This is a genomic window from Helicobacter winghamensis ATCC BAA-430, assembly GCF_028751035.1.
Classification (GTDB): domain Bacteria; phylum Campylobacterota; class Campylobacteria; order Campylobacterales; family Helicobacteraceae; genus Helicobacter_D; species Helicobacter_D winghamensis.
This window is the reverse complement of the sequence record NZ_CP063533.1, coordinates 920,917-943,920: the sequence shown is the minus strand read 5'-3', so window position 1 is coordinate 943,920 and position 23,004 is coordinate 920,917. Positions and strand designations below refer to the sequence as shown.

At 35.2% G+C, this 23,004-nt stretch carries 22 protein-coding genes and 1 tRNA gene; 7 read left to right on the top strand and 16 right to left on the bottom strand.

What is annotated here, in order from left to right; translation table 11 throughout:
- Nucleotides 1-5: 5 nt before the first annotated feature.
- The 3 genes from IP358_RS04845 to cysK form a co-directional block, all read right to left on the bottom strand.
- Nucleotides 6-1,121: an Mrp/NBP35 family ATP-binding protein gene (locus IP358_RS04845; protein WP_006802459.1), complete on the bottom strand. Its 1,116-nt coding sequence runs from the start codon at nt 1,119-1,121 to the stop codon at nt 6-8.
- On the bottom strand, nt 1,118-2,464 hold the full coding sequence (gene thiC, locus IP358_RS04840; protein ID WP_006802458.1) for a phosphomethylpyrimidine synthase ThiC: 1,347 nt from the start codon (nt 2,462-2,464) through the stop codon (nt 1,118-1,120). The genes IP358_RS04845 and thiC overlap by 4 nt, the downstream gene beginning before the upstream one ends.
- Nucleotides 2,465-2,960: 496 nt before the next feature.
- Nucleotides 2,961-3,878, bottom strand: a complete 918-nt coding sequence (cysK, locus tag IP358_RS04835) for a cysteine synthase A (RefSeq protein WP_006802457.1) — start codon at nt 3,876-3,878, stop codon at nt 2,961-2,963.
- A gap of 219 nt (nt 3,879-4,097) precedes the next feature.
- Between cysK and acnB the strand changes: the two genes are divergently transcribed.
- Together acnB and IP358_RS04825 are read left to right on the top strand one after the other, a co-directional pair.
- Nucleotides 4,098-6,644, top strand: coding sequence for a bifunctional aconitate hydratase 2/2-methylisocitrate dehydratase (gene acnB, locus IP358_RS04830; RefSeq protein ID WP_040498506.1), 2,547 nt, complete (start codon nt 4,098-4,100; stop codon nt 6,642-6,644).
- A gap of 209 nt (nt 6,645-6,853) precedes the next feature.
- Nucleotides 6,854-7,876, top strand: coding sequence for a cytochrome-c peroxidase (locus IP358_RS04825; RefSeq protein ID WP_040498623.1), 1,023 nt, complete (start codon nt 6,854-6,856; stop codon nt 7,874-7,876).
- A gap of 4 nt (nt 7,877-7,880) precedes the next feature.
- On the opposite strand, the gene IP358_RS04820 is transcribed toward IP358_RS04825, so the two are convergent.
- Nucleotides 7,881-8,006 (bottom strand): hypothetical protein, encoded by a 126-nt coding sequence (locus IP358_RS04820; protein WP_257534903.1) that lies wholly within the window; start codon nt 8,004-8,006, stop codon nt 7,881-7,883.
- A gap of 49 nt (nt 8,007-8,055) precedes the next feature.
- Here IP358_RS04820 and IP358_RS04815 point away from each other — a divergent pair, with 49 nt between their 5' ends.
- Nucleotides 8,056-10,080 carry a cache domain-containing protein gene (locus IP358_RS04815; RefSeq protein ID WP_006802453.1) on the top strand — a complete coding sequence of 675 codons (2,025 nt, stop codon included), beginning with the start codon at nt 8,056-8,058 and terminating at the stop codon, nt 10,078-10,080.
- Nucleotides 10,081-10,129: 49 nt separating this feature from the next.
- On the opposite strand, the gene IP358_RS04810 is transcribed toward IP358_RS04815, so the two are convergent.
- The 12 genes from IP358_RS04810 to IP358_RS04755 all read right to left on the bottom strand — a co-directional run bounded on the left by IP358_RS04810 (nt 10,130) and on the right by IP358_RS04755 (nt 20,662).
- Complete coding sequence (locus IP358_RS04810; protein WP_262349148.1) at nt 10,130-10,579, bottom strand: phosphatidylglycerol lysyltransferase domain-containing protein; 450 nt, start codon at nt 10,577-10,579, stop codon at nt 10,130-10,132.
- Complete coding sequence (locus IP358_RS04805; RefSeq protein ID WP_262349145.1) at nt 10,560-11,036, bottom strand: phosphatidylglycerol lysyltransferase domain-containing protein; 477 nt, start codon at nt 11,034-11,036, stop codon at nt 10,560-10,562. Before IP358_RS04805 ends, IP358_RS04810 begins: the two co-directional genes overlap by 20 nt.
- 39 nt (nt 11,037-11,075) lie before the next feature.
- Nucleotides 11,076-11,273 (bottom strand): hypothetical protein, encoded by a 198-nt coding sequence (locus IP358_RS04800; protein WP_232086809.1) that lies wholly within the window; start codon nt 11,271-11,273, stop codon nt 11,076-11,078.
- Between the two features lie 40 nt (nt 11,274-11,313).
- Nucleotides 11,314-11,691: a flagellar export chaperone FliS gene (fliS, locus tag IP358_RS04795; protein ID WP_006802450.1), complete on the bottom strand. Its 378-nt coding sequence runs from the start codon at nt 11,689-11,691 to the stop codon at nt 11,314-11,316.
- Nucleotides 11,692-11,702: 11 nt separating this feature from the next.
- Complete coding sequence (gene fliD / locus IP358_RS04790; protein WP_006802449.1) at nt 11,703-13,772, bottom strand: flagellar filament capping protein FliD; 2,070 nt, start codon at nt 13,770-13,772, stop codon at nt 11,703-11,705.
- An 18-nt stretch (nt 13,773-13,790) separates the two neighbouring features.
- A complete protein-coding gene (locus IP358_RS04785) occupies nt 13,791-14,162 on the bottom strand; it encodes a FlaG family protein (protein ID WP_040498505.1) in 372 nt (123 codons plus the stop codon).
- Between the two features lie 86 nt (nt 14,163-14,248).
- Nucleotides 14,249-15,589, bottom strand: coding sequence for a murein hydrolase activator EnvC family protein (locus tag IP358_RS04780; RefSeq protein WP_006802447.1), 1,341 nt, complete (start codon nt 15,587-15,589; stop codon nt 14,249-14,251).
- Between the two features lie 12 nt (nt 15,590-15,601).
- A complete protein-coding gene (locus tag IP358_RS04775) occupies nt 15,602-16,408 on the bottom strand; it encodes a hypothetical protein (protein ID WP_006802446.1) in 807 nt (268 codons plus the stop codon).
- On the bottom strand, nt 16,395-17,063 hold the full coding sequence (locus IP358_RS04770) for a cell division ATP-binding protein FtsE (RefSeq protein WP_006802445.1): 669 nt from the start codon (nt 17,061-17,063) through the stop codon (nt 16,395-16,397). Before IP358_RS04770 ends, IP358_RS04775 begins: the two co-directional genes overlap by 14 nt.
- Nucleotides 17,060-18,352: a tRNA (guanosine(46)-N7)-methyltransferase TrmB gene (trmB, locus tag IP358_RS04765; RefSeq protein WP_248613384.1), complete on the bottom strand. Its 1,293-nt coding sequence runs from the start codon at nt 18,350-18,352 to the stop codon at nt 17,060-17,062. The genes IP358_RS04770 and trmB overlap by 4 nt, the downstream gene beginning before the upstream one ends.
- Nucleotides 18,294-19,535: a fibronectin type III domain-containing protein gene (locus tag IP358_RS04760; protein WP_006802443.1), complete on the bottom strand. Its 1,242-nt coding sequence runs from the start codon at nt 19,533-19,535 to the stop codon at nt 18,294-18,296. Before IP358_RS04760 ends, trmB begins: the two co-directional genes overlap by 59 nt.
- Before the next feature lie 65 nt (nt 19,536-19,600).
- Nucleotides 19,601-20,662, bottom strand: a complete 1,062-nt coding sequence (locus IP358_RS04755; RefSeq protein WP_006802442.1) for an RluA family pseudouridine synthase — start codon at nt 20,660-20,662, stop codon at nt 19,601-19,603.
- A 54-nt stretch (nt 20,663-20,716) separates the two neighbouring features.
- On the opposite strand from IP358_RS04755, the gene IP358_RS04750 reads away from it, so the two are divergent.
- The 4 genes from IP358_RS04750 (at nt 20,717) to IP358_RS04735 (ending at nt 23,001) form a co-directional block, all read left to right on the top strand.
- Nucleotides 20,717-21,832 carry an FtsW/RodA/SpoVE family cell cycle protein gene (locus IP358_RS04750; RefSeq protein WP_006802441.1) on the top strand — a complete coding sequence of 372 codons (1,116 nt, stop codon included), beginning with the start codon at nt 20,717-20,719 and terminating at the stop codon, nt 21,830-21,832.
- Nucleotides 21,823-21,899: transfer RNA gene (locus tag IP358_RS04745), tRNA-Ile, on the top strand. Before IP358_RS04750 ends, IP358_RS04745 begins: the two co-directional genes overlap by 10 nt.
- Nucleotides 21,900-21,930: 31 nt before the next feature.
- Complete coding sequence (locus IP358_RS04740; RefSeq protein WP_006802440.1) at nt 21,931-22,158, top strand: heavy-metal-associated domain-containing protein; 228 nt, start codon at nt 21,931-21,933, stop codon at nt 22,156-22,158.
- Nucleotides 22,159-22,167: 9 nt separating this feature from the next.
- Complete coding sequence (locus IP358_RS04735) at nt 22,168-23,001, top strand: TerB family tellurite resistance protein (RefSeq protein WP_006802439.1); 834 nt, start codon at nt 22,168-22,170, stop codon at nt 22,999-23,001.
- The last annotated feature ends 3 nt before the right edge of the window (nt 23,002-23,004 follow it).

The following is a 23,004-nucleotide window of genomic DNA, read 5'->3' as shown; positions in this document are numbered from 1 at the left end:
ATAGCTTAAGATGAGCAGGCGGATTTGCCTGTGTTAATTGGCTGAATCTCTGCATTATCAGCAAGTTTTTTTGTATTGACTTCTTCAATGAAATCCCATAATAATTTTGCAGCTTTTAAATATTCTTTTGCCGATTTGGACTCTGGGTGGAAATACACAATAGGCTTTCCACTATCACCACCTTCACGCACAATAGGTTCAATAGGAATCTGTGCTAACACCTGTGTATTAAACGCATTTGCGACTTCACTTGTTGTGCCTTTTCCAAAAATATCGTATTCTTCACCGCAGCCTGGACAAATAAAACCACTCATATTTTCTACAATCCCAGCAAGTGGAATCTTAAGTTTTGCAAACATATCTAAGGCTCTTGCGCCATCATCAAGGGCGACTTTTTGTGGAGTGGATACAGCAACGCCAGCTGTTACGGGCACACTTTGTGCTAAAGTAAGTTGTGCATCGCCAGTTCCTGGTGGCATATCAATCACCATAACATCAAGCTCTCCCCATAGAACATCACTTAACATTTGTTCAATCGCGCGAATAATCATAGGACCGCGCCAAATTAAGCTTTGCCCTTCATCATAAAGAACGCCCATAGAAATCATTTCAATTCCATAGGCTTGTAGCGGAATGAGTTTTTTAAGCTTTTGATCTACTTCTGGTTTATCTTTTTCTAAGCCTAACATTCTAGGGACATTTGGACCATAAATATCTGCATCAAGCAATGCAACTTTTTTTCCTTGTTGAGCTAGAGCAATTGCTAGATTTACGCTTGTCGTGGATTTACCAACACCTCCTTTTCCACTACTTACCATTATAAAATTTTTAATCTGTGGAGCCAAATTTTTCGTGCCTTGTGGCTTTTGTGTTTGTGCCTGCGGCTTTGGTTGCTTAATATCTAAGTTGATTTTCGTAACACCTTGTGCATTTAGCTTTTGCGTGATGGCTTCACGCAACTTATCTGCAACTTCACTTGAAGCTGATGGAATTTCTACGCGAATTGCCACGGAATCACCTTCTGTAAGCGTTTCTTTAACAAATCCAAAGGTTACAATATCTTTTTCAAAATTTGGATAAATCACTTCTTTTAAGCAATTAATTAGTTGTTCTTGGTTCATACTACTTCCTTCTCTTTAGTATTTTCTATAATATCTTGTGAAATTTTGTAACTACAAAACTTAGGTCCGCACATTGAGCAAAATTTCGCATCTTTAAACACTTCTTGAGGCAAACTCTCATCGTGGTATTCACGCGCTCTTTCAGGATCTAGAGCAAGCTCAAATTGCTTATTCCAATCAAAATTATAGCGCGCGTTACTCATTGCATCATCTCTAAGTCTTGCATTGGTTCTACCTCTTGCAATATCTGCTGCGTGCGCTGCGATTTTATAAGCGATAATCCCTTCGCGCACATCTTTTGCATTTGGTAAGCCTAAATGTTCTTTTGGAGTTACATAACATAGCATTGCAACGCCCTTCCAAGCGGCAATTGCTGCTCCTATTGCTGAAGCAATATGATCGTATCCAGCGGCTATGTCTGTAACAAGTGGTCCTAGCACATAAAAAGGTGCTTCGTGGCAAAGTTCTTTTTGTAATTCCACATTGCGTTCAATCTCGTTTAGTGGCACATGTCCTGGTCCTTCAATCATTACTTGTACATCTTTTTCCCAAGCTCTAAGTGTGAGTTCGCCCAACACTTTAAGTTCGCCTAGTTGCGCTTCATCACTAGAATCGGCTAAACAGCCCGGTCGTAAGGAATCCCCAAGGCTTAAGGATACATCATATTTTTGACAAATTGCTAAAATATCATCAAAGGCTTCATAGAAAGGATTTTGCTTATGATAGTGCATCATCCAAGCCGCCATTAAACTACCACCGCGACTAACAACTCCCATTTTACGCTTTGCAAGGCGCGGCATATGCTCTAGTAAAAATCCGCAATGAATTGTGAAATAACTCACTCCTTGTTTTGCCTGTCGCTCCATAACTTCTAGCATTTTATCAATGGTGAGTGCGTTAATATCGTTTTTGACATCATGTAAAATTTGATAAATTGGCACAGTTCCTATTGGCACGCTAGAGTGCTTGATAACAGCTTCTCTAATGGAATCTAAATCCCCCCCTGTGCTTAAATCCATAATTGTATCTGCTCCATACTTGATAGAAATAAGTGTTTTTTGCACTTCTTCATCAATAGAACTTGCAAGTGCAGAGCTTCCTATGTTTGAATTAATTTTTGTGCGCGTTGCGATTCCAATGCCCATAGGTTCTAGGTTTGTGTGATTAATATTTGCAGGCAAAATCAATCGTCCTTTGGCAATCTCTTTTCGCACAACTTCTGGATTTAAATGTTCTATGTTTGCGACATATTCCATTTCTTGTGTAATAATGCCTTTTTTTGCATAATGTAGTTGTGTGCGTATTGCATCGTTTTGTCGGGATTCCACCCATTTACTTCGCATAAATACTCCTTGCTTACAAAAAGGTTGGTTTATTATTTTTAGATTATATTAAGGCAGTAAGGTAACAAAATAAAAATAAATTTTAGCTTTTCTTTGTATGATTTTTTAAAAGTTAGTATTTAAAATACTAACCTATATTTTAGGCTTTAATTTTTGCAGTTTTTGATTTTTTAAATTTCTTAATTTTTTTGAGTTTTGAATAGGCAAAAGAGTATATACCTTATAAAATTTTTATAGATAATAATTATAAAAAGTTTACTGTTAGAAATTGCTATTTTAAGAATCTTAAAAAAAATTATGGAGATTGGAATTTAGGTATGATAATATTAAGTTATAGAGTTAAGCTGGCATTTAGGAAGTTTGCCAGCTTTCAAAGATTCTTTAATACTGGTGATATTTTTCAAATGGGCATTGAAATTATACAAAAGATTTTTATAAAGCTTTGTGATAATGTTACAAAGTTTAGATTCCATTTTTCAAATTTTTATTCTGTAAATTATTCTTCATAAAGCTCAGTGCTTAAATAGCGTTCCCCTGTATCACAAAGAATGGTTACGATATTTTTTCCTGGATTGCTTTTGGCAATTTCGCGTGCTGCCCATAGATTTGCACCGCTTGAAATTCCAATTAAAATCCCTTCATTTTTGGCAATTTCGCGTGCTTCTTTGTATGCCCATTCTACATCAACTTTTAAAATATCATCAATTAGGCTTCTATCTAATGTATCTGGAATAAATCCTGCTCCAATTCCTTGAATTTTGTGTGGTCCTGGTGCTTCTCCGCTTAATACAGCGGAATTTATAGGTTCGATAGCGATGATTTTTGTATTGAGATTACGTTGTTTTAAGACGGAGCCAACTCCACTTAAGGTGCCACCTGTTCCAACTGCAGAAATAAAAATATCTACTTGATTCTCCAATGCATCTAAAATTTCTATCGCAGTTGTTTCTTTGTGTGCTTTGGGGTTTGAAGGATTTTGAAATTGTTGTAAAATCATAGAATTTGGTGTGCTTGCTTGAATTTCTGCAGCTTTCTCTACTGCGCCTTTCATTCCCTTTTCTTTGGAAGTTAGCACAAGTTCTGCACCAAGTGCTGACATAAGGCGGCGGCGTTCTATACTCATAGATTCTGGCATTGTTAAGATGAGTTTGATACCCTTTGCCGCACAGACTGAAGCAAGTCCGATACCTGTGTTACCACTTGTTGGTTCAATTAAGATTGTATCTTTTGTGATTCTTTTACTTTGCAATGCATCTTCAATCATTCCTAATGCAATTCTGTCTTTTATAGAGCTAGTAGGATTTAAAAATTCACATTTTGCAAAAATATTTGCCCCGCATTCTTTGGAGAGTTTTTCTAGTTTTAGAAGTGGAGTATTACCAATTGTTTCGGTAATAGAATGGATAATTTTCATAAAAATTCCTTTCTTGAAGTTAATAAAGATGAAATGCTTTTTGTAAAATACAAAAACTTACAGTAAATTTAAAAAATCTAAAGTATTTAAAAAAAGTAGAATAAAATACAATTTTACACATTTACATAAAAAAGATTAAAAAATATTTATCTAAATTAACGCAAATGAGATAGAATTTTTGTATTATTTAACAAACTTAAATATTTGCAAGGAGTAGGTATGAGTTTCTTTGAAGAATATAATAAACAAGTTCAAGAGAGAGCTAAACAAAACATTCCCCCTTTACCATTAACTAGGGAGCAAACGCTAGAAGTAATTGCATTGTTAAAAAAGGGTGAGAGGGTGCAAGATCTTGTAGATTTGCTATCAAATCGCGTAAGTCCTGGCGTTGATGAAGCAGCACAAGTGAAAGCAGAATTTTTGGATTCCATAGTTGAGGGCAAGGAAAAGATTGATGGAATCTCAAGTGTTGAAGCCATTAAGTTGCTTGGCACGATGCTTGGAGGGTATAATATTAATCCTTTGATTAAAGCGTTAAAGTCTAGCAATTCCACGCTTGCAAAAGCGGCAGCCGATGCCTTGAAGCATACTTTGCTTGTGTATGATGCATTTAATGAAGTGGTGGAAATCTCTAAAAGTAATGCCTATGCTAAGGAAGTTTTGGAATCTTGGGCAAATGCGGAGTGGTTTTTAAGCAAACCTGCATTAGATGAGAAAATTACAGCAGTTGTGTTTAAGATTGACGGAGAAACAAACACCGATGATTTAAGCCCGGCTGGAGATGCATTTACAAGAAGCGATATTCCATTGCACGCGCAAGCAATGCTAAAGACTAGAACGCAAAATGCTTTTAGCAGAATTGAAAAGCTTAAAGAAAAGGGTTATCCACTAGTGTATGTGGGTGATGTTGTAGGCACTGGAAGCTCTAGGAAGTCGGCTTGCAACTCTCTTGTGTGGCATATGGGGCGTGAGATTCCATATATTCCAAACAAAAAGGCTGGTGGATTAGTGATTGGTGGGGTGATTGCACCGATTTTCTTTAATACCTGTGAAGATAGTGGTTGTTTGCCAATTGTTGCTCCTGTAACGGAACTAAATGAAGGTGATGTGATTGAGATTTATCCTTTTAAAGGGGAGATTCATAAAAATGGCGTAGTTGTTTCTAAATTTGATTTAAAGCCAAACACAATGGCTGATGAAATCCGTGCTGGCGGGAGAATTAACCTTATTATTGGGCGCGGATTAACAGCTAAGGCTAGAGAAGCGTTAGGTATGCCAAAAGAAGAGATTTTTGCAAAGCCTGCACAGCCAAATTCTAGTGCGAAAGGTTTTAGTTTGGCGCAAAAAATGGTAGGGCGTGCTTGTGGGGTAGAGGGAATTTTGCCTGGAACTTATTGTGAGCCACGCGTTAGCACGGTGGGAAGTCAAGATACAACGGGAGCAATGACAAGAGACGAAGTAAAGGAGCTTGCGTCTTTAGGTTTTAGTGCAGATTTTGTATTGCAAAGTTTCTGCCATACCGCCGCTTATCCAAAGCCTGCTGATGTGAAATTGCACGCAACCTTGCCACAATTTATGAGTAGTCGTGGGGGAGTTGCGTTGCGTCCAGGAGATGGGGTAATCCATTCTTGGTTAAATCGTATGGTGTTACCTGATACGGTTGGAACGGGTGGAGATTCTCACACAAGATTCCCTATTGGAATTAGTTTTCCAGCAGGGAGTGGCTTGGTTGCCTTTGCAGCAGTTACAGGCTCTATGCCACTTGATATGCCAGAATCTGTGCTTGTGCGCTTTAGTGGAGAGTTACAACCGGGTATTACACTTAGGGATTTGGTCAATGCGATTCCATATTATGCGATTAAGCAAGGATTATTAACCGTTGAAAAAAAGGGTAAAAAGAATATTTTTAGCGGTAGAATTTTAGAAATTGAAGGTTTGCCAGATTTAAAAGTCGAGCAAGCTTTTGAGCTTAGTGATGCAAGTGCAGAGAGAAGTGCAGCAGCGTGCAGTGTTGCGCTAAATAAAGAGCCTATTATTGAGTATTTAAAGTCTAATATTACGCTCATTAATGCGATGATTGAAGCAGGTTATCAAGATGCAAAAACACTTCAAAGAAGGGCGCAAAAAATGCAAGAGTGGATTGATAATCCTGTATTGTTACAAGCAGATTCTAATGCAGAATATGCAGCTGTGATTGAGATTAATTTAAATGAAGTAACGGAGCCGATTTTAGCGTGCCCAAATGATCCTGATGATGTCGCAACACTTAGTGAGATTTTAAGCGACTCTAAACGCTCTCACAAAGTTGATGAAGTGTTTGTAGGAAGCTGTATGACAAATATTGGGCATTATCGCGCACTTGGTGAAGTTTTGCGCGGAGAAGGAATGGTGCCTACAACACTTTGGGTAGCACCGCCTACTAAAATGGATGCAAAACAACTCACAGATGAAGGATATTATGCTCTTTTTGGGGCAGCTGGGGCTAGAATTGAGATTCCGGGTTGTAGCTTATGTATGGGAAATCAAGCGCGCGTTAGAGATAATGCTGTGGTGTTTTCAACTTCTACAAGAAATTTTGATAATCGTATGGGAAAAGGGGCGCAAGTGTATCTAGGGAGTGCAGAACTTGCAGCAGCTTGCGCTTTGCTGGGAAGGATTCCAAGTAAGCAAGAGTATTTAAACTTAATTCCTAAAAAGATTGCAGGCAAAGGGAAGCAAATCTATCGCTATTTAAATTTTAATCTCTTACAGGATTACACGCTTTAAAATATTTAACCCAAGAGGATTCTCTCTGTGGGTAAAATGCTACAAAACTTCTCATTTTGGTTAAATTTATTTTTTCTTTATAAAATTTGGCTTTTAAATGGCATTTTTATTAATGTTTCTCAAGCGAAAAGCTTATACAATACTGACCCGATTATCTGATTGTTTGATAATTAATTTGTATTAAGGAGTTTTTGATGAAGCGATTTGCTATGTCGTTATCTACGCTTGTTGTTGCCTCTGCCTTGACGCTAAATGCAGCGGGTTCTAGCTTGCTTCAAAGTGCAAGGGATAATGGGCTTGCACCATTGCCTAGTAATCAAGATGAAGTGGAAGCAATTTTTAAAGAGATGAATTTGAAATTTACTCCTTTTTCTGAAGAAAAGGCAGAGCTTGGTAAAAAGCTATATTTTGAGCCGCGTTTATCTAAAAGTGGTTTAATTTCATGTAATACCTGTCATAATCTAGGTATGGGTGGAGCGGATGGAATTTCAGCGGCTGTTGGACATAAATGGACAGCAAATCCTAGCCATTTGAATTCTCCAACGGTTTATAATTCTGTGTTAAATAATGTCCAATTTTGGGATGGGCGTGCTGGGACATTAGCGGATCAAGCAAAAGGTCCTATTGAAGCGGAGCCTGAGATGGCAACTCCTGCAAAACTTGCGGTGGAAAAAATCTTCTCTATGCCAGAATATAAAGCAGAGTTTGAAAAAATCTATGGCAAAAAAGGATTAACATTTGATAATATTGCTGATGCGATTGCAACTTTTGAGCGTACTTTAATTACTCCTTCGCGTTATGATGCGTTCTTAAAGGGTAATGAAAATGCACTAAGCAAGGAAGAGAAAAAGGGTTTGGAAGTCTTTATGGATAAGGGTTGCACAGCTTGTCATTCAGGTCCAAATCTCGGTGGAACAATGCAGGCATTTGAGGTTGTTAATAAATACAAGTTTGCAAATATTGGAAATTTTAAAGGTGATGAAAATGGAATGGTAAAAACTCCAACATTGCGTAATGTTGCTGAAACTGCACCATATTTTCATAATGGAGCAATTTGGAGCTTGACAGATGCTATTAAAGAGATGGGAAGTACGCAACTAGGGATTAAAATTTCTAATAAAGAAGCAAAGCAAATTGCAACTTTCTTGAATGCATTAACGGGTGAAAAGCCAAAAATAATCTATCCACAACTTCCAGCTTCTACGGAAAAAACACCAAAACCAGAGCTTTAAAATTCTAACTTAAGGATTCCCTTTGTTGGAATCCTTTTTGTTTTTTAGTTTCATATTGTTTGTATTCTTTTAGTTTATTGATTTTGCTTGTAGTTTTAGCATTAGATTGAAGTTTTAAAAAAGGCATCATTTATAAATATGTTGCTATAATTACAGAATTTTATTATAAGGATTAATAAATGGAGCAATCTGTCATTAGTATTCTAAATAATTATGTTCCAATGGTGCAACGCTATCAATCGCAATTTTCATCATTAAACACTTTGTTAAGTAAAACAACCTTAACAGGAAAAATCAGCTCCCTTGATATTGCTGAAAATTTATTTGATTATATGGAGAAAACTCAAGAAAAATTTGAAAATCTTCAAGATGAATTAATCCATACAATTATGAAGCAAAATTTTCATAATGCTTATGAGGAGGCATTAACTTCAGCAAAATTGGTAGGGGGAATGATTGGAAGTTTTGTTAAGGGTTGCCATGAAAGTGTTTTAGAGCTTTCTAAAAACAGAATATTACATAATCTTTCTGTGGATTTTGCCAATGCAACAGAAAAGGAAAAATCCAAAGAATCTTTAGAAAAGATTTTAAATATTTTACAAAAATTTTGTAAGAATTCTGAACAATCTTATAAAGATATTTTTCTGTATAGCAGTGATGGAACTTTGCTTGAGCGTATAAAATATGCAGAAGATCAAGAGAATAATCCAAAAACAAAGCTTCAAAATGTGCTAGAAACCGGTAGTATAGAATCTTATGCGGAATATTGTCAGAAGGTTGATTTTTATTACACAGCAGAAGAATCTGATAAGCCAGAATTGTTTTTTGTGGTTCCATTGCGTGCAAATAGAGAGTCTGCTACCAATATAACATTAGTATTAGTTGTAAATATCCAAGAGAAAGCCAAAGGGATTTTAGAGCAGTTTCCTTATCGTTTGCCACAGGGGAATTTGGTTGTGATAAATGAGAGAGAGCGCGTTGTTTTTTCAGATAATGTGCGTATATTTCCTATCGGTCAGATTTTATCTTTAAGCAAGCACGGGGAATATAGTTTTTTAGAGAATCGCTCTAAAACTTGTATGGTAGCTATTAATGCAATCAATGGATTGGAACATTTAGAGAGTGCAATTAAAATGTGCAGTGTTTGCAGGATTGTGCCTTTATACGCAGCATTTGACGCAAAGCGTCAAGTTAGCAGAGAAATCAATGATTCTTTATTGGAGAATTCTTTGCTTGTAACAGAAGAACTTGATCGCGTAATTGCTGAAGGTGAAAATATCAATGAAGAGCTTGGGGATGTGGTAATTAATGGTGAAATTATTGCTTCAAAAAGCCATTCTTACGCACTAAATCCAATTTTAAACAACATTAGAATCTTAAGCGAAGAGATGAATACTCTATGTATTCAATCAACAGGGGAACTACAAAAAGGAATCTATAATGCGCTTTTTAATATCGTAGAGTATTACTCTAAGTATCTCGTATTTAGTTTAGATAGACTTTTTGCAAAAGCCATTAGAGATGTGGAGCAAGTTAGTGAAAATGCGGATTTAGTAACATATCTTAGCGCACAAGAAAATGCAACAGATATTGAGATTAAGGCACATTTAGTATCTTTAGAACAAGATTTTACTTATTTTCACAATATTATTTTGTTTGATAAAGATGGCACAATCTTGCTAAATGGGCTTGATGATAATACTTTAAATAAAAAGAAGGTTAATTTTTGTGGCGCGACAGGTTCAGATGGAGTAGTTGTATCAAATTTTGAATCAACATCTTTATATGAGAATAAGCCTACAATATTAATGTATCGCTATTTAAAAGATTCTACGCATCGTTTTGTGGGTGGAATCTTATTTGTGCTTGATTTTGCCAAAATTCAAGAGTTTTTAAATGGAGTCTTACCTAAGGAATCTGAAATTATTTCAGAAGAAAGTGAAATTTTTAGTGTCGTGTTTGATGATAATAAGAATGTTTTGGCAACTACAAAAAGTGATTTAAATTTTGATGAGTTTTTGCATAATGATGTGATTGATTTTAAAAATCTTAAAAAAATCAATCAAATTGTGAAAATTGGACAGAAACATTATCTTGTTTGTAGTGACTTTTCCAATGCACAACAGAGCATATTTACAGAATACACAAGAAGAACTTTGCACTCTGTGATTTTTGTAGCAGTTAAAGAGGATAGAGTGGATTAAAAGTTTTAAAGAATCTAAATTTTTTTAGATTCTAACAGAGTAGAGACTCTTAATTTTCTTTTAAGATGGCATCAAATTTTTCCTGTAGATATAGTGGCTGATAGGATTGTTTTGCCTTTCTTAAGCCTTCAATGCCTAGGTCTTCTTCACGATTAACAAGCTTATAGTTACTCCACGCATTTGCTAGAAATTCTCTATTGATTGCTTGATAGGCGCCTTGAAACTCAATATCTGCCTTTTCAATGTGGATAACGATTGTATCTTTGTTTAGCGGTTCACCAAAACTAAAGGCGATGATTTTTTCATCTACGCGTAAGATTCCACCTTGAAAGTCAAGATTTTCAAATTCTTTTAAAGATTCTATGATTCCTACATATTCATTGCGCAATCCATCGCTTGCGTTATCACTAATTTTTCCAAACCAAGCTTGATAAGTGTTGATAAGTTCATTAACATTTTGCGCGCTTAGGGCTTCATAACTAAAGGCATAGCGTTCTATAAAGCGATTTAAATGTGTTTTTTTTCTTGTGGTATTTCTTACCCTTTAGCTCAATAAGTTCCGGAATAGAGTAGATATAATCGCTCCTATCTTCCCTGTAAATAAAATCAAAGATATTTGGCATAAGCTGTTCTAGTTCTGTTTTATCTGCTTGGCTTAGAGAATGGATAGAAAACTTTAAGCCCTTTCCCTTGCAGGATTCCATAATCTGCAAGATTGTTTGTTTTTTGGAATCTAAATTGTTGTTTTTGTGGATAGGGTAGAAAATGAAAGGATTTTGGTCTGGGTATTGTGTTTTAATCACTAGGCAATCATTTAAAATCATATAGCTAATATGCCTTGCATAATGCCAAAGGTAAAGGTTTGTAAAAGTAAGATCTGAGACTAAAATATGGTTTGAAGTGAAGTAGCTTGTTAATAATTCTTTATCTTCAATATCAATAGGTTTCCATTGCATAAAATCTCTCCAAAAAAAGAGAAATTTTAACCCAAAACTTTAAAAAGATAAATTAAGTCTAGAGATTTTTTCTTCTTTAGGGAGAAAATTTTTAGTTTGTTTGAGTTTGCGCATTTCATCGCCTAATCTCTCTTTTTGCGCTTTTGCATATTCTGTGATTTGCTCCATAATTGCTAGAGCTTCAAACATTTCATCACGCGTTTTTAATGTTGGTAGATTATCTAATAATTCACTCATTTTATTATCATTCTTATTTAAATATGCTACTTTTAACTCATTAAGCCAATTCATGATTTACCTCTTTCCAAGCTTCTAATAAGCCTTTTGTTACTTTGATTACAATATCAATTTTTTCTTTACTATTTTCCATATTTGCTTGCGTTAAAAGTTTGATTTGGTGCGTATAAAGTCCTGTTAGATAATGCGCAACTTGCCCACCTTTTTCATAATCTAGTGAGTTTAATAGCTCCACAAAAATGTCTGTGGTGCGGTTAATATAATAAATCTTTTTTTCAATATCTTGTGAGTCAATACAACGCTTTGCCATAGAAGCAAAGCGCAAGATTCCTTCATATAGCATCTCCACAAGTCTTGCGGGAGATTCTACCGCAACCGAGTTTTGTTGGTATGAGTTATAAGCCAAATTCCCCTTCATTACTTAAGCCTTTATGAATTCATAGATTGTTGGATCATTTGCGTAACAACTTGTGATTGTTGTTGTGTTTTTGCAATGAGTTGATCGTATGCTGACCACTTAGAAGCCATAGTTTCATAGCGCAAATCAATACTTTCTTGTGTAGAGGTTTTGTCTTTGTCCAAAGTTTTTTGCTCATCAATGAGTTTTGTTTCTAAGATTTTTAGCGTGGATTTATCGCCTGTGATTAATCCATCCATTGTATTGCGCAACTTTGTAAAAACGCCATCAACCTCTACGCTTTCACCTTTAATGGTGCTTGTAGAGCTTCTAAAGAAAGAGATTGCCGCATCTGGATCTTCCTTGTAAGCGGTATCAAACTTACTTTTGTCAAATTTTAATGTGCCATCTTCATTCATATAGATTCCATAGCCCACAAGATTTTTTCCATTGACATCATTGGAAGTAATTAAGGTATTAATTTGACGCACAATGCTACGGATTTCACTATTTCCATTAAACACGCCAGCAATTTCTGTTTCTTCATCGTATTTTACAAGCTCTTGAATTTTGTTATACATTTCATTGTAGCTTTCTACAAGTGCTTCCATTGCCTCTGAGATTCCTTCATCATTTCTTGAGACACGCACGGTAACTTCTTTGTCTTTTTCAGTTACTGCTGTAAGTTCTAAGGATAATCCAGAAACAACATCATCAATATTGTTTTTATCGCGCTCAATTTTGATTCCATTGTAAGTAAATTCTGCATTTTGTGCTTTTTGGATATTTTCAATCTTCATCTCGCTTAAGAAGCTTTGAGAAGAAGTGAATGTTCCAGATTTTAAGCCGATAGATTCCAAAATTTCTGACTTTTCTTTATCGTCTTTACCTTCTGCCCCGATTCTAATTTCTTTGCCATCTTTGCTATTTAAGATGAGTTTGCCATTTTCTACTTTGGCTTCAACTTTATCTTTGAGTTGTGCATTTTTGTTGATTTCTTCTGCAATTTTTTGAGCATTTTGCTCGCTTGTAGCACCTGCTTGACCAAGAGTGCTTAAATTAATTTTTTCACCATTAATAGTGATTGTTCCTTTGAGACTACCACCTGTTACACTTTTGCTTCCCGTGATTAAATCTTTTGTGCTACTTTCTGTTTTAGTAAAACCTAAATCCGTTTTTGTTTCGCTTGTTCCATCTGCTGCTTGCACCATAGCATCAGTTACTTTCACTTTGATGGGATTTCCGGTTGAGTCATTAAATAGCAAGCCCTTTCCGCTATTATTTAAGTCAATAGTAATCTCACCTTTATCAATCTTGTCTTTCAGATCTTTATTTTCTGGTTTCTCTAACTCTTTATTGATTGCATCCAGCATTAGTTTCGCATTATCTTTTGCTTCATTGCCAAAATCACTGCCAATTTTGCTTAAATCTACTGAAAGCTTTTTCCCGCCAATTTCAACCTCAAGTGTTCCTTTTGTGATTTTACCACCCGGAGCTGCAGCACTTTCTAGCGTGCTACCAAAATAGATTTTATTATTTTTTCCAGAATCCTTACTTTGAATCATGAGACGATAGGGATTATCCCCACCTGTTTTCATAATAATACCTGCAACTTTACCGCCTGTTGCGTCAGTAATACTTTGGGAAACTTCTGAGAGTGTTGCGCCGGCTTTTACATCAATGCTATAATTTGTGCCATCGTGATAAAAATCAATTGTTGTGTTTTTGTTTGTAAAAACCGCATCCCTTGAGGCAAACTGCATTCCTAATTGATTGACATCATTTTGTGCGAGTTGATTAACATTGATTTTAATATCTTGGATTGCTAAACCTTCTCCTGCAGTTGCTTTAACGCCATTTCCTTCTACGGAAGTGTTGCGTTGTTGATAGGTACTATAATCAGAGAGAGTTTTAAAACTAGAGTTTAATGAAGTCATCATTGTCATAAGAGAAGTAAGCTCTGTTTGTTGCTTCATATTTGCTTCTATTTTTTGAGTGATTGGGTCAATTCTCCATTTTACTTCTTGGTCTTTCATCTGGTTGATAACATCCCAGCTCAAGTTGCTACCAATACCTAATACAGCCATAGATCCTAAAGCCATAACAATCTCCTTATAAAATTATGCTTGTTTATTAAAGATAATGCCAACAACTTCTTTCATTTTTGCCATTAATTCCATTGCTTCATCGCTTGGAATCTTGCGTATAATGCGGTTGGTATCTCTTTCGCTCACAGTTACATAAAGCCCTTCAATATCTTCACTAAAACCAAATGTAACATTTGTGTTTAGTGGGTTTAACTCTCTGTTTAACTGCTGTGCAAGTTCATTTAACTTTTCTTTTTGCTCTTGTATTTTTTGCTCTTCATTTAGGCTTTCCATTTCTTTTTGCATAGCTTGTGTTTTTGTGGGAGCCTGCATTTGATTTTGCTTAGAATACATTGCACTATTTTGAGTGTTAGCAAGATTCATTCCAAGTTCATTTACATTCATATTGCCTCCTTGCAAAAATATTAATCTGTGTAGTATATCGGATATTTTATTTAAAAGATAAGGGATGGGGAAAAAATTTATAAAATTTAAATATTTTTTGTGTTTATGAGTTCAAGGGGATCAATGTGTTTGTCTTTTAGTGTAACTTCAAATTTGAGTGCATTTTCTACGCGTCCTATGGTGTAGCCCTTTTTTACTGATCGTCCGGGCTTGATTGTGGGGGCAATTTTATCAAGTTGCGCATAAATAGTGTGCATATTGTTTTTGTGTTCAATGATTACAACGCGTTTTAAAATAGGAGTATCTTTGGCAAACACAACTTTGCCATCTAGCACACTTTTTACCTTGTCATCGCCTTTTGGGGTTAGGGTAATAGATTCATTAAAGACTTTCATTTTATACACAGGATCAAAATAAGGTCCAAAGCGTTTTTCAATGGCGAAATTATCAAGGGGGGCGATGGTTTTTGCGCCTTTGTATTTTGTGGTGCTAATATCGTGGTAAGAGTTTGCTACTTGACGGACATCAAAGCCATCAGAGGATTTAATGGGTTCTTTTGTGGAAGGTTTGGTGGCAGATTTGGGTTGTGAAGTTGGAATCGTATTTTTGGTTTTATCGCTTGTGCTTGCGGTTTTGGATTCCAACTTTTGTTTAGCTTCTTGTTGGCGTTTAGCTTCTGCTTGTGCTAAGGCTTCGCGTTTTTTGCGCTTTTCTTCTTCTTGACTTTTTAGGATATTAAGATTAACTAAGATTTCTTGCACTGCATCGCGTTCTTTGATGATTTTTTGAAGTTCGTTGTTGTATTTTGTGATTTCTTTTTGATAGTTTGCAATGAGTGTTGTTTGCTTATTTTGAAGTTCTTTTAACTCTTGACGCTTTTTGTTTTCTGTGTCAATGAATCGTTTTAGCGCAGTGATTTCCTTTTGGAGATTTTGGAGTGTGGCGATTGTTTCGCTTTGTTTAATGCTTAGTTCTTTTAGGTGAGATTTTGTGGCGTTGCTTAAGGTTTTAAAGCTTTCTTCTGTGATGAAGTCTTGAATGGATTCTGGTTGAAAGTCGTTTAGTAAAATCACAAAAGAAATGTCTTTTAAGATTAAGTTAGTAATCTCTGTTTCTATTTTTTTGCGTGTTTGAAAAAGGGAGTTTTGGTTGTTTGATAGATTTTTGATAAGGGCTTCTTTGGCTTCGTATTCTTTTTGGTTTTTGGAGATATTTTCTTCGCTTAAGAGAATGATTTGTTCTAAATTTTTACTTTCTTTTTCTTGTTTGTTGATTGTGTCGCCTAGTTCTTGGAGTTTGGCGTTAATTTGCGCTTCTTTTTTCTTTTTGCTTTCTAGTGCGGTTTGGTTTTGTGAGATTTTTTTGTGAATATCTGTTTGGGCGTTTAGCAATGCAAGAGAGAAAAATACGATAAGAAAGGCACGCATTTAATATCCTAGTTAATCTTTTTGTTGCAAACTTACAATCCATACAGAGATTAAAGAGAGTGTAAGCCCTGTAAGAAGTAAAACAATGGAATCTAAAATGGGGGAGAAAATCTCCGGATTTAATCCTAGCTCTTGAAAAAATATTAGTAAGGAAGGATTTTGAGCAATATAAAATAAACCACTAGCAACGATTAGTGTTGCAAGAATTGTATCTATACAAGCTAGGCGGAATAGCACTTGGGAGCGCATCCATAAAGGTGCGCCAAAGAGAGTCATAATCTCCATTCGCTCTAAATGTTGGAATTTCCAAATTTCAATTTGTTTAAACATTAAAAGCAGGCTAATTAACGCAATAAGACTTGAAAAAATCATAATGCTACCATTGATGATAAGTAGAAGTTGGTAGATTTGATTATGGCTTTTAGTAAAGGTTTCAATCCGAACAATATCATCAAAGCTTTCTAAAGATTTTTGGATAGCAATTAAGCGTGAATCGCTAGGATAGGTATTAAGTGTTAGGGAATAGAAGTATGGTAAGGATTTTTTAAGTAAAATTAAATTTGCTTGACTTATGTTGTTTTTAAGCCTGTCTAGGACAATTTGCGTATCAATTTTGCTTAAAGATTGTGCTTCTGTGATTTTATTGCGCAAGGATTCTAGAGATAATTCCTGTTTGCTTGCTAGAATGATTGCGTAGTTTTTACCAAGTTTGTTTTCATAATCACTTAATGTGCGATTAACTAGCAAAATACTCTCTAGCGCAAAAAGTAAGGCAACAAGTGGGATAATTAGACTTAAATGATTTTTAAGAGAGTTCATAAATCACCCCTTCTTCAATGTGAAAATGCCTATAATTAATCCCTAATGTTTCTGGGATTCTATGTGTTACAACAACTACGGTTATGCCTAGCTGCACATTAACTCCCCTTAGGAGATTCCATATTACTTCAGAGGAATAATCATCTAAGTTTCCTGTGGGTTCATCAGCTAGGATTAAAAGTGGATTATGTGCTAAAGCACGCGCCATTGCTACGCGTTGCTGTTCTCCACCACTTAACTCCATAGGATATTTACTGCCTTTATGGGAAAGTTTAATATGTGCAAGCAGTCTGTCAGTCTGGGCTTGGCAAGATTCTTTAGTGAAGCCTCCTATAACCATAGGTAGCATTACATTTTTTTCTACATTAAAATCCTTAATGAGTTTGTAGTCTTGAAAAATGATTCCTAGGTGGTGACGTAAAATCTCTATGTTTTTTTTATTTGCCTTAAACATTTCCACGCCACAGACTTCAAGAGAGCCGCTTTTTAAGGGTAGATCCCCATACATTGAACGCAAAAGAGTGCTTTTACCACTTCCGCTAGGTCCGCTAACAAACACAAATTCTTTAGGATAGATACTAAAACTTGCATTTTTAATAATGATTTCGTTTTTATAGCCTAGATTAATGTTTTGTGCTTGTATGACAGGATTCATAAGGATTCCTTATTGTGCGTAATGCACGCATTTAAAAGGTTGTGCGCTCTGTGATTAATTGCTGTGGGCAGTGGATTATTTTTGAAATAATGTAAATTGGAATCTTGTAAAACATAGCGTGTTTCTGGGTAGTTAAAATCTCCAAAAGCAATTTTTAAAAGCTTGTTTTTATTGCCTAAAAATAGATCTTCAAGGTTTAGAAAATAGTCGCTTTGGCGTATTTTTTGAAGACTTAGATTGTTAGGCAAAAGTGTAGCATTAAATGCAAAATCAAAATCTAATCTTTGATTTTTGGAGATTTGAAGCGCATAGCATTCAAGGTTATAAATATCTTTTTGTTCTCTTAGCCATCTCGCTTCATATTTGCTAACAATGGCTTCTTGTGCATTTTTGCGTGTTTCTATTCTAAAGAAATTTTTGAAATGCTCCATTAAATCTTTGGCAAAAATGAAATATTCTAGGCTATCGGTGCGTAGTTGTAAGTGTCCATTTTGCTTTAAAACTCTAGCACATTGCGCAACAAAAGCTTGACTAAAGATTCTGCGATGGGGTTTTTTGTCCCAAGGCACAGGAAAATGCACGAAAATTTTATGGAGTGCGTTAGAAGGAAGTAACTCTAGGAAAATTCGTGCGTCAAAGGCTAAAATAAGGATATTTTCTAAATTTTGGATGCCTATTTGGCGTGCAACTTGTTCTAGTGAAGGATGATGAATTTCAAGTCCGATATGCAAAATATCAGGGTAATTTTTTGCATTATGGAGTAAATGTCTGCCACTACCAAAGCCGATTTCTAACCAAATTTCTTTAAAGTTACATTTAGATTTTTGACAGGTTTTAGAAAAAAGCGTATGAAAGTCTAAAAAATCGTTGATTTCTTTAATAAATGGGAGTTTAAATTCTGGGCTAATTGCTCGGCGATTTAGATTGTGTGTAAGAATGGAATCTTGCATTTGCATAAGGATTTCAAGGGCATTTTTAATAATTTCAATGGGCGCAATGCGTGAGTATTTGTCAAATCGCACAAGAATTTCTTTTTGATTTCTTTTAATTTCTAGAAAAAACTCTTTGGTTTGCGTGCTGTTTTTAGGAGTGAAACGGAGTTGTAAAAGAGAAAAATTTGGATGATTTTTAGAAATAAAAAGCTCTAGGAATTCAAATTCCCCCGCACTATGTGCAACTTTATGGGGGAGATTTGGAAGTATTAGCTTTGATGTTTTAAAATGAGGCATACTATTTTGGTAAAGAGAGTGTAACTTCTTCTGAAGGTTTGGATTCCAAGCCATTTTCATCGACGGCACTTATACGATAATAGTATTTTTCGCCTGCTTTAACTTCTTTGTCTATGAATTCTGGCGTTAGAACTTGATTATAGCGCAAAGTTTCGCCAAAGAAAACAGAATCTTTTTTATAGACAATGTATTCTTTAGCACGATCATCAGTTGGAACCCATTTAAGAACAACAGAGCCATTTTCAATGCGTGCATAAGTAATGCTTGGCGCATTTGGAATAGCCAGCGTTGCTCCGGTAATTGGTTCGCTCTCAAGGCTGTCAATTCCATCTTTATCAGTGGCAACGATTTTGTATTGATAGCGTTCCCCATCTTTTTTAATTATATCTTGATAGGTGTTTGTATTGCTAGGGATTGTTGCAATGGTGCTAAATATACTAGAAATAAATCCAGAGCGTAGAATCTTGTAGGAAGTAACCTCTTGGTTTGGGTGTAAATCCCAGTTTAGAGTGATTTTCTTTGGCTCATTAAGTGTGGCACGCAAGTTTGTAATAGGTGTTGGCTTTGGTTTGGTTGTGGCACTTACAATTGAAGATGGAATAGAGAGAGAATTTTTTGCATTATAGGCTAAAACTTGGTAAGTGTAGGTTGTTCCATCTTCTAGTTTTGTATCTAAAAATTCTACCAATAAGCGACTTTTTACATTTCCCACTTCTTTCCAAGCTCCATTTTTATCTTTGCGTTGAATAATATAGCCAACAACGCGTGGATCTTGATGAGGATTCCAAAGCACCTTGACTTTACGAGGATAATTACTGATGGCTTCTACATAAGTTATGGCAGAAATTGAAAGTGTTGTGGCGCTAACTGCTGGAGAATATGAAGAAACATTGCGATCTTTATCAAAAGTGGTAAAGTAATAGATATATTGTGTGCCAGCTTTTAGATCATTGTCTGCATAATGTGTATTGAAGCGAGACTCTAATGTGGCAATTTTTTTAAAGTCTTGTTCATTGGTTTCTTTGCGATAAATGTAATATCCCATTACGCTTGGATCTTGCACAAGTTTCCATTCAAAAGCAATGGTATTGACATCACTTAAAACACGAATATCACTTGGGGGATTAATATTGCTATTAATGGTTGTTTTTGTGTTAAAAACAGCACTACTACAACCACTAAATAGAAAAAAAAATAAGCTTAGGATTCCACCTAGAATGTTTAAAGGAAAAATTTTTTGCATAATATATTCCTAGATATTTTGGGCTTGAAATTTGAGATTTTAGCATAAAATACACAAAAATTGCATTAAATTGTGTGAAATTGCTGTTTGTAAATATAGGGTAGAGGAATCTTAAAAAATTCTGCATTTTGGTGGATTGGGAGATTGAAATGCGTCTTAATAAAATTTTGCATATCATCAGGAATGGGCGCATGAAATTCTAAAAGTTTCTGTGTTTTAGGATGTATGAGATGTAAAAAATGTGCGTGGAGAAGAATTCTGCCTGTGTAATTGCCCTTATAACCATAGAATCCATCACCTAAAATGTGGCGATTAATAGAGTTTAAATGCACGCGGATTTGGTGAGTTCTGCCTGTGAAAAGTTTCGCTCCTATTAAAGTTGGAATCTCTTTTTTTGGATTTTCTGTTTTTAAAAAATTGGAATCTAGAAGTGTTGGAATCATAAAAAAGGCTGTTTTGGCAGTTTTGGCATTAACATTATTTGTAGTGGTAATGTATTTTAAGCGTTGTTTTGGGTGACGCATTATTGGTATTTCTACGGTTTGTGGGTTTTTCAAAGGTTGATTAATAATGCAAAGATAATAGCGCCCCATTTGCTTGGATTTAATTTGCATACTTAAATGTGCGTGTGTAGCGTTGTTTTTGGCAATTACTATTGCTCCACTTGTATTTTTATCTAGCCTATGCACAATTCCTAAGCGATAAGAATCGCCTAAATTTGAAAGCGCAAAGCCTTTTTGCTTGAGATAATCTACAAGGGTAAATTGCGTATCGTTTTCATCAATTCTATGCACAATGAGATTGGCGGGTTTATTGAGAATTAAAAGATCAGAATCTTCGTATATAATAGGGATATTTAAGTCTTGCAAATGCTGCGAGTTGGAATCTTGTTTAGCTTTTGCTTGAGAGATTAGCTTCAAAGTGTCGTTGGCGTTTAATATGGTTCCATATTTTTTTAGGGGTTTGGAGTTTAGAAGGATTGCTTGTTTGCTGATTAAATTTTGCACTTTGGAGCGGGAGAGATTTAAGGTTTTAGAGAGAAAAATATCTGCGCGGATTCCTTGATTTTTATCTGTTATTGCAAAAGTGTTTAAATTTTGCGGATTTTGGTTAAAATCTTGTTGCATGGGGGGTTCTTTATGTTAAAATTCTAAAAATTTTTTATTTTTCAAGGTTTTGTTTTGTTTGGTTTTAATCGCAAGATTTTAGCATATTTTGATTTTACACTGCCTTTATTGATTGTGCCTATTATTTTGCTCTCTTGGTATTTAATTAATGAAAATAATGTATTTTTAGGCAATAAGGTATTGATTTATATTTTTGTGGGATTGTTGGTTTTTGTAGTGGTATTTTTGATTCCAGTGCAGAAAATATCGTGGTTAATTATTGGGTTTTATTGGATTAATATTTTATTGCTTGTGGCGGTGGAATTTTTTGGCGATACGCGTTTGGGAGCGCAAAGGTGGCTTGAGATACCTTTTGTGCATTTTACCTTTCAGCCATCAGAGACGATGAAGCCTGCACTGATTTTAATGATGGCATATTTAATTAACAAAAATCCCCCTAAGAGAAATGGCTATAAATTGCTTGATTTTTTAAAACTTTCTTTTTTTGTGTTGTTGCCTTTTGTGCTTGTGTTAAAACAACCGGATTTAGGGACGGCTTTGGTGTTGCTGCTTATGAGTTTTGGAATGTTGTTTTTAATTGGAGTAAATTATAAAATTTGGTTAACTTTATTTGCTGGTGTGATGTTTTTATCACCAATTTTGTATGCAAATCTTCACGATTATCAAAAAAAGCGCATTATGGATTTTGTGCTAAAAGATCCAGATTATCAAGTCAAGCAATCTATTATTGCTATTGGTTCTGGTGGAGCGTATGGCAAGGAGAAAGAAGAAGCTACGCAAGTGGCATATAAGTTTTTGCCCATTGCGACAAGTGATTTTATTTTTCCTTATTTTGCGGAAAGGTTTGGATTTGTGGGGATAATTGGGTTATTTATCCTTTATGGTGCTTTGATTTTTCATATTTTTTCGATGAGCAAGGTAGATGAAAAAGATTATTTTTTAAAAGTTGTATCATATTGTGTTGGATTGCTTGTGTTTATTTATTCTGGTGTAAATATTGCTATGACTATTGGTTTAGCTCCTGTAGTTGGGATTCCATTACCCTTATTTAGTTATGGAGGAAGTAGCTTTATTACTTTTATTATTCTTTTTGCTATCCTTGAAAACTTGCTTGCCTTTAGATATAAATTTGTGTATAATCACAATTCTTTTTCAAAAAGGGGCCCTTAGCTCAGCTGGTTAGAGCACTCGGCTCATAACCGATTGGTCATAGGTTCAAGTCCTATAGGGCCCACCACTTACAAGATATAAATATATAGGAATCCAAAATGCAAAAAATTCAATGTCAAAATATTAAATGTGAAGGTTGTGTAAAAAAAATTAATAATGCACTATTGGCACAATACCCGAGTTTGCGCGTAGATATTGCAACGCAGAGTGTGGAAGTAGAAGCAAATGCGGACGGGTTAAGTGCAATTAAAGCGAAGCTACAAGAGTTAGGGTTTTTAGCTCCAAGTGGAGTTTTTAGTAAATTCAAGGGCTTTTTTAGTAAATAGGGTAAAAATATGGAAATTTTACTACTTGTTACCATTGTAATTTTAGCAATTGCATTTATTAATTTTAAAGATTATTTAAATCATCCTCATAAGCGACCACAAATTGACTCTCAAGGCGATTCGCAAGATTTTAATCAATACCAAAATCCTTATAAAAATCAGCCACAGCCACAAGAATTAAGCCGTGAAGATAAGATTAGAGAGAGTGAGTATGGCTTAATTGTTGGCTTGCTTGCAAAGCTTGCGCAAAGCGATGGAAAAGTGTGTGAGTTAGAGTTAGAGCTTATGGAAAACACTATTATAGATATTGGTGATGCGTTAATGCTACAAAGTGCAATGTATCAAAAAGACGAGATTTTAGGAATTTTACACAAGATTTTTGAAACAACAACGCAGAGTGTAGAGGAACTAACAACGCGTTATGCTGAGCGCACAAAAGGGCAATATAAAAACCGCTTAAAGCTTGTAGAATATATGTTATCACTTGCGTATGCTGATGGCAAGCTTGGAGAAAATGAGCGTGAAATAATTTTGGATGTAGCCGCGTATTTAGAGATTGAAAATGCTGATTTTAATGCGCTTTATGATGCATTTGAAAAATTTTATGCAAACAATACACAAACAAAGAGCTTACAAGAATCTTATAGGATTTTAGGTGTAAGCGAAGAGGATTCTATGGAACAAATTAAAAGTGCTTACAAAAAGCTTGTTAGGGAGTATCACCCTGATATTTTGCACCATAAAGGCTTAGATGAGTCTATTATTGAAAAATACACAGAAAAATTACAAGAGATTAATGTCGCCTATGAAGCTATAAAAGCGCATAAAAACATACAAAAATAACGC

What these genes read in the sequence shown, in the direction of transcription:
- IP358_RS04845 (WP_006802459.1), bottom strand. Translation starts at nt 1,121, where the DNA reads ATGAACCAAGAACAACTAATTAATTGCTTAAAAGAAGTGATTTATCCA.
- thiC (WP_006802458.1), bottom strand. Translation starts at nt 2,464, where the DNA reads ATGCGAAGTAAATGGGTGGAATCCCGACAAAACGATGCAATACGCACA.
- cysK (WP_006802457.1), bottom strand. Translation starts at nt 3,878, where the DNA reads ATGAAAATTATCCATTCTATTACCGAAACAATTGGTAATACTCCACTT.
- acnB (WP_040498506.1), top strand. Translation starts at nt 4,098, where the DNA reads ATGAGTTTCTTTGAAGAATATAATAAACAAGTTCAAGAGAGAGCTAAA.
- IP358_RS04825 (WP_040498623.1), top strand. Translation starts at nt 6,854, where the DNA reads ATGTCGTTATCTACGCTTGTTGTTGCCTCTGCCTTGACGCTAAATGCA.
- IP358_RS04820 (WP_257534903.1), bottom strand. Translation starts at nt 8,006, where the DNA reads ATGATGCCTTTTTTAAAACTTCAATCTAATGCTAAAACTACAAGCAAA.
- IP358_RS04815 (WP_006802453.1), top strand. Translation starts at nt 8,056, where the DNA reads ATGGAGCAATCTGTCATTAGTATTCTAAATAATTATGTTCCAATGGTG.
- IP358_RS04805 (WP_262349145.1), bottom strand. Translation starts at nt 11,036, where the DNA reads ATGCAATGGAAACCTATTGATATTGAAGATAAAGAATTATTAACAAGC.
- IP358_RS04800 (WP_232086809.1), bottom strand. Translation starts at nt 11,273, where the DNA reads ATGAGTGAATTATTAGATAATCTACCAACATTAAAAACGCGTGATGAA.
- fliS (WP_006802450.1), bottom strand. Translation starts at nt 11,691, where the DNA reads ATGAAGGGGAATTTGGCTTATAACTCATACCAACAAAACTCGGTTGCG.
- fliD (WP_006802449.1), bottom strand. Translation starts at nt 13,772, where the DNA reads ATGGCTTTAGGATCTATGGCTGTATTAGGTATTGGTAGCAACTTGAGC.
- IP358_RS04785 (WP_040498505.1), bottom strand. Translation starts at nt 14,162, where the DNA reads ATGAATGTAAATGAACTTGGAATGAATCTTGCTAACACTCAAAATAGT.
- IP358_RS04780 (WP_006802447.1), bottom strand. Translation starts at nt 15,589, where the DNA reads ATGCGTGCCTTTCTTATCGTATTTTTCTCTCTTGCATTGCTAAACGCC.
- IP358_RS04775 (WP_006802446.1), bottom strand. Translation starts at nt 16,408, where the DNA reads ATGAACTCTCTTAAAAATCATTTAAGTCTAATTATCCCACTTGTTGCC.
- IP358_RS04770 (WP_006802445.1), bottom strand. Translation starts at nt 17,063, where the DNA reads ATGAATCCTGTCATACAAGCACAAAACATTAATCTAGGCTATAAAAAC.
- trmB (WP_248613384.1), bottom strand. Translation starts at nt 18,352, where the DNA reads ATGAAAATGGCTTGGAATCCAAACCTTCAGAAGAAGTTACACTCTCTT.
- IP358_RS04760 (WP_006802443.1), bottom strand. Translation starts at nt 19,535, where the DNA reads ATGCAAAAAATTTTTCCTTTAAACATTCTAGGTGGAATCCTAAGCTTA.
- IP358_RS04755 (WP_006802442.1), bottom strand. Translation starts at nt 20,662, where the DNA reads ATGCAACAAGATTTTAACCAAAATCCGCAAAATTTAAACACTTTTGCA.
- IP358_RS04740 (WP_006802440.1), top strand. Translation starts at nt 21,931, where the DNA reads ATGCAAAAAATTCAATGTCAAAATATTAAATGTGAAGGTTGTGTAAAA.
- IP358_RS04735 (WP_006802439.1), top strand. Translation starts at nt 22,168, where the DNA reads ATGGAAATTTTACTACTTGTTACCATTGTAATTTTAGCAATTGCATTT.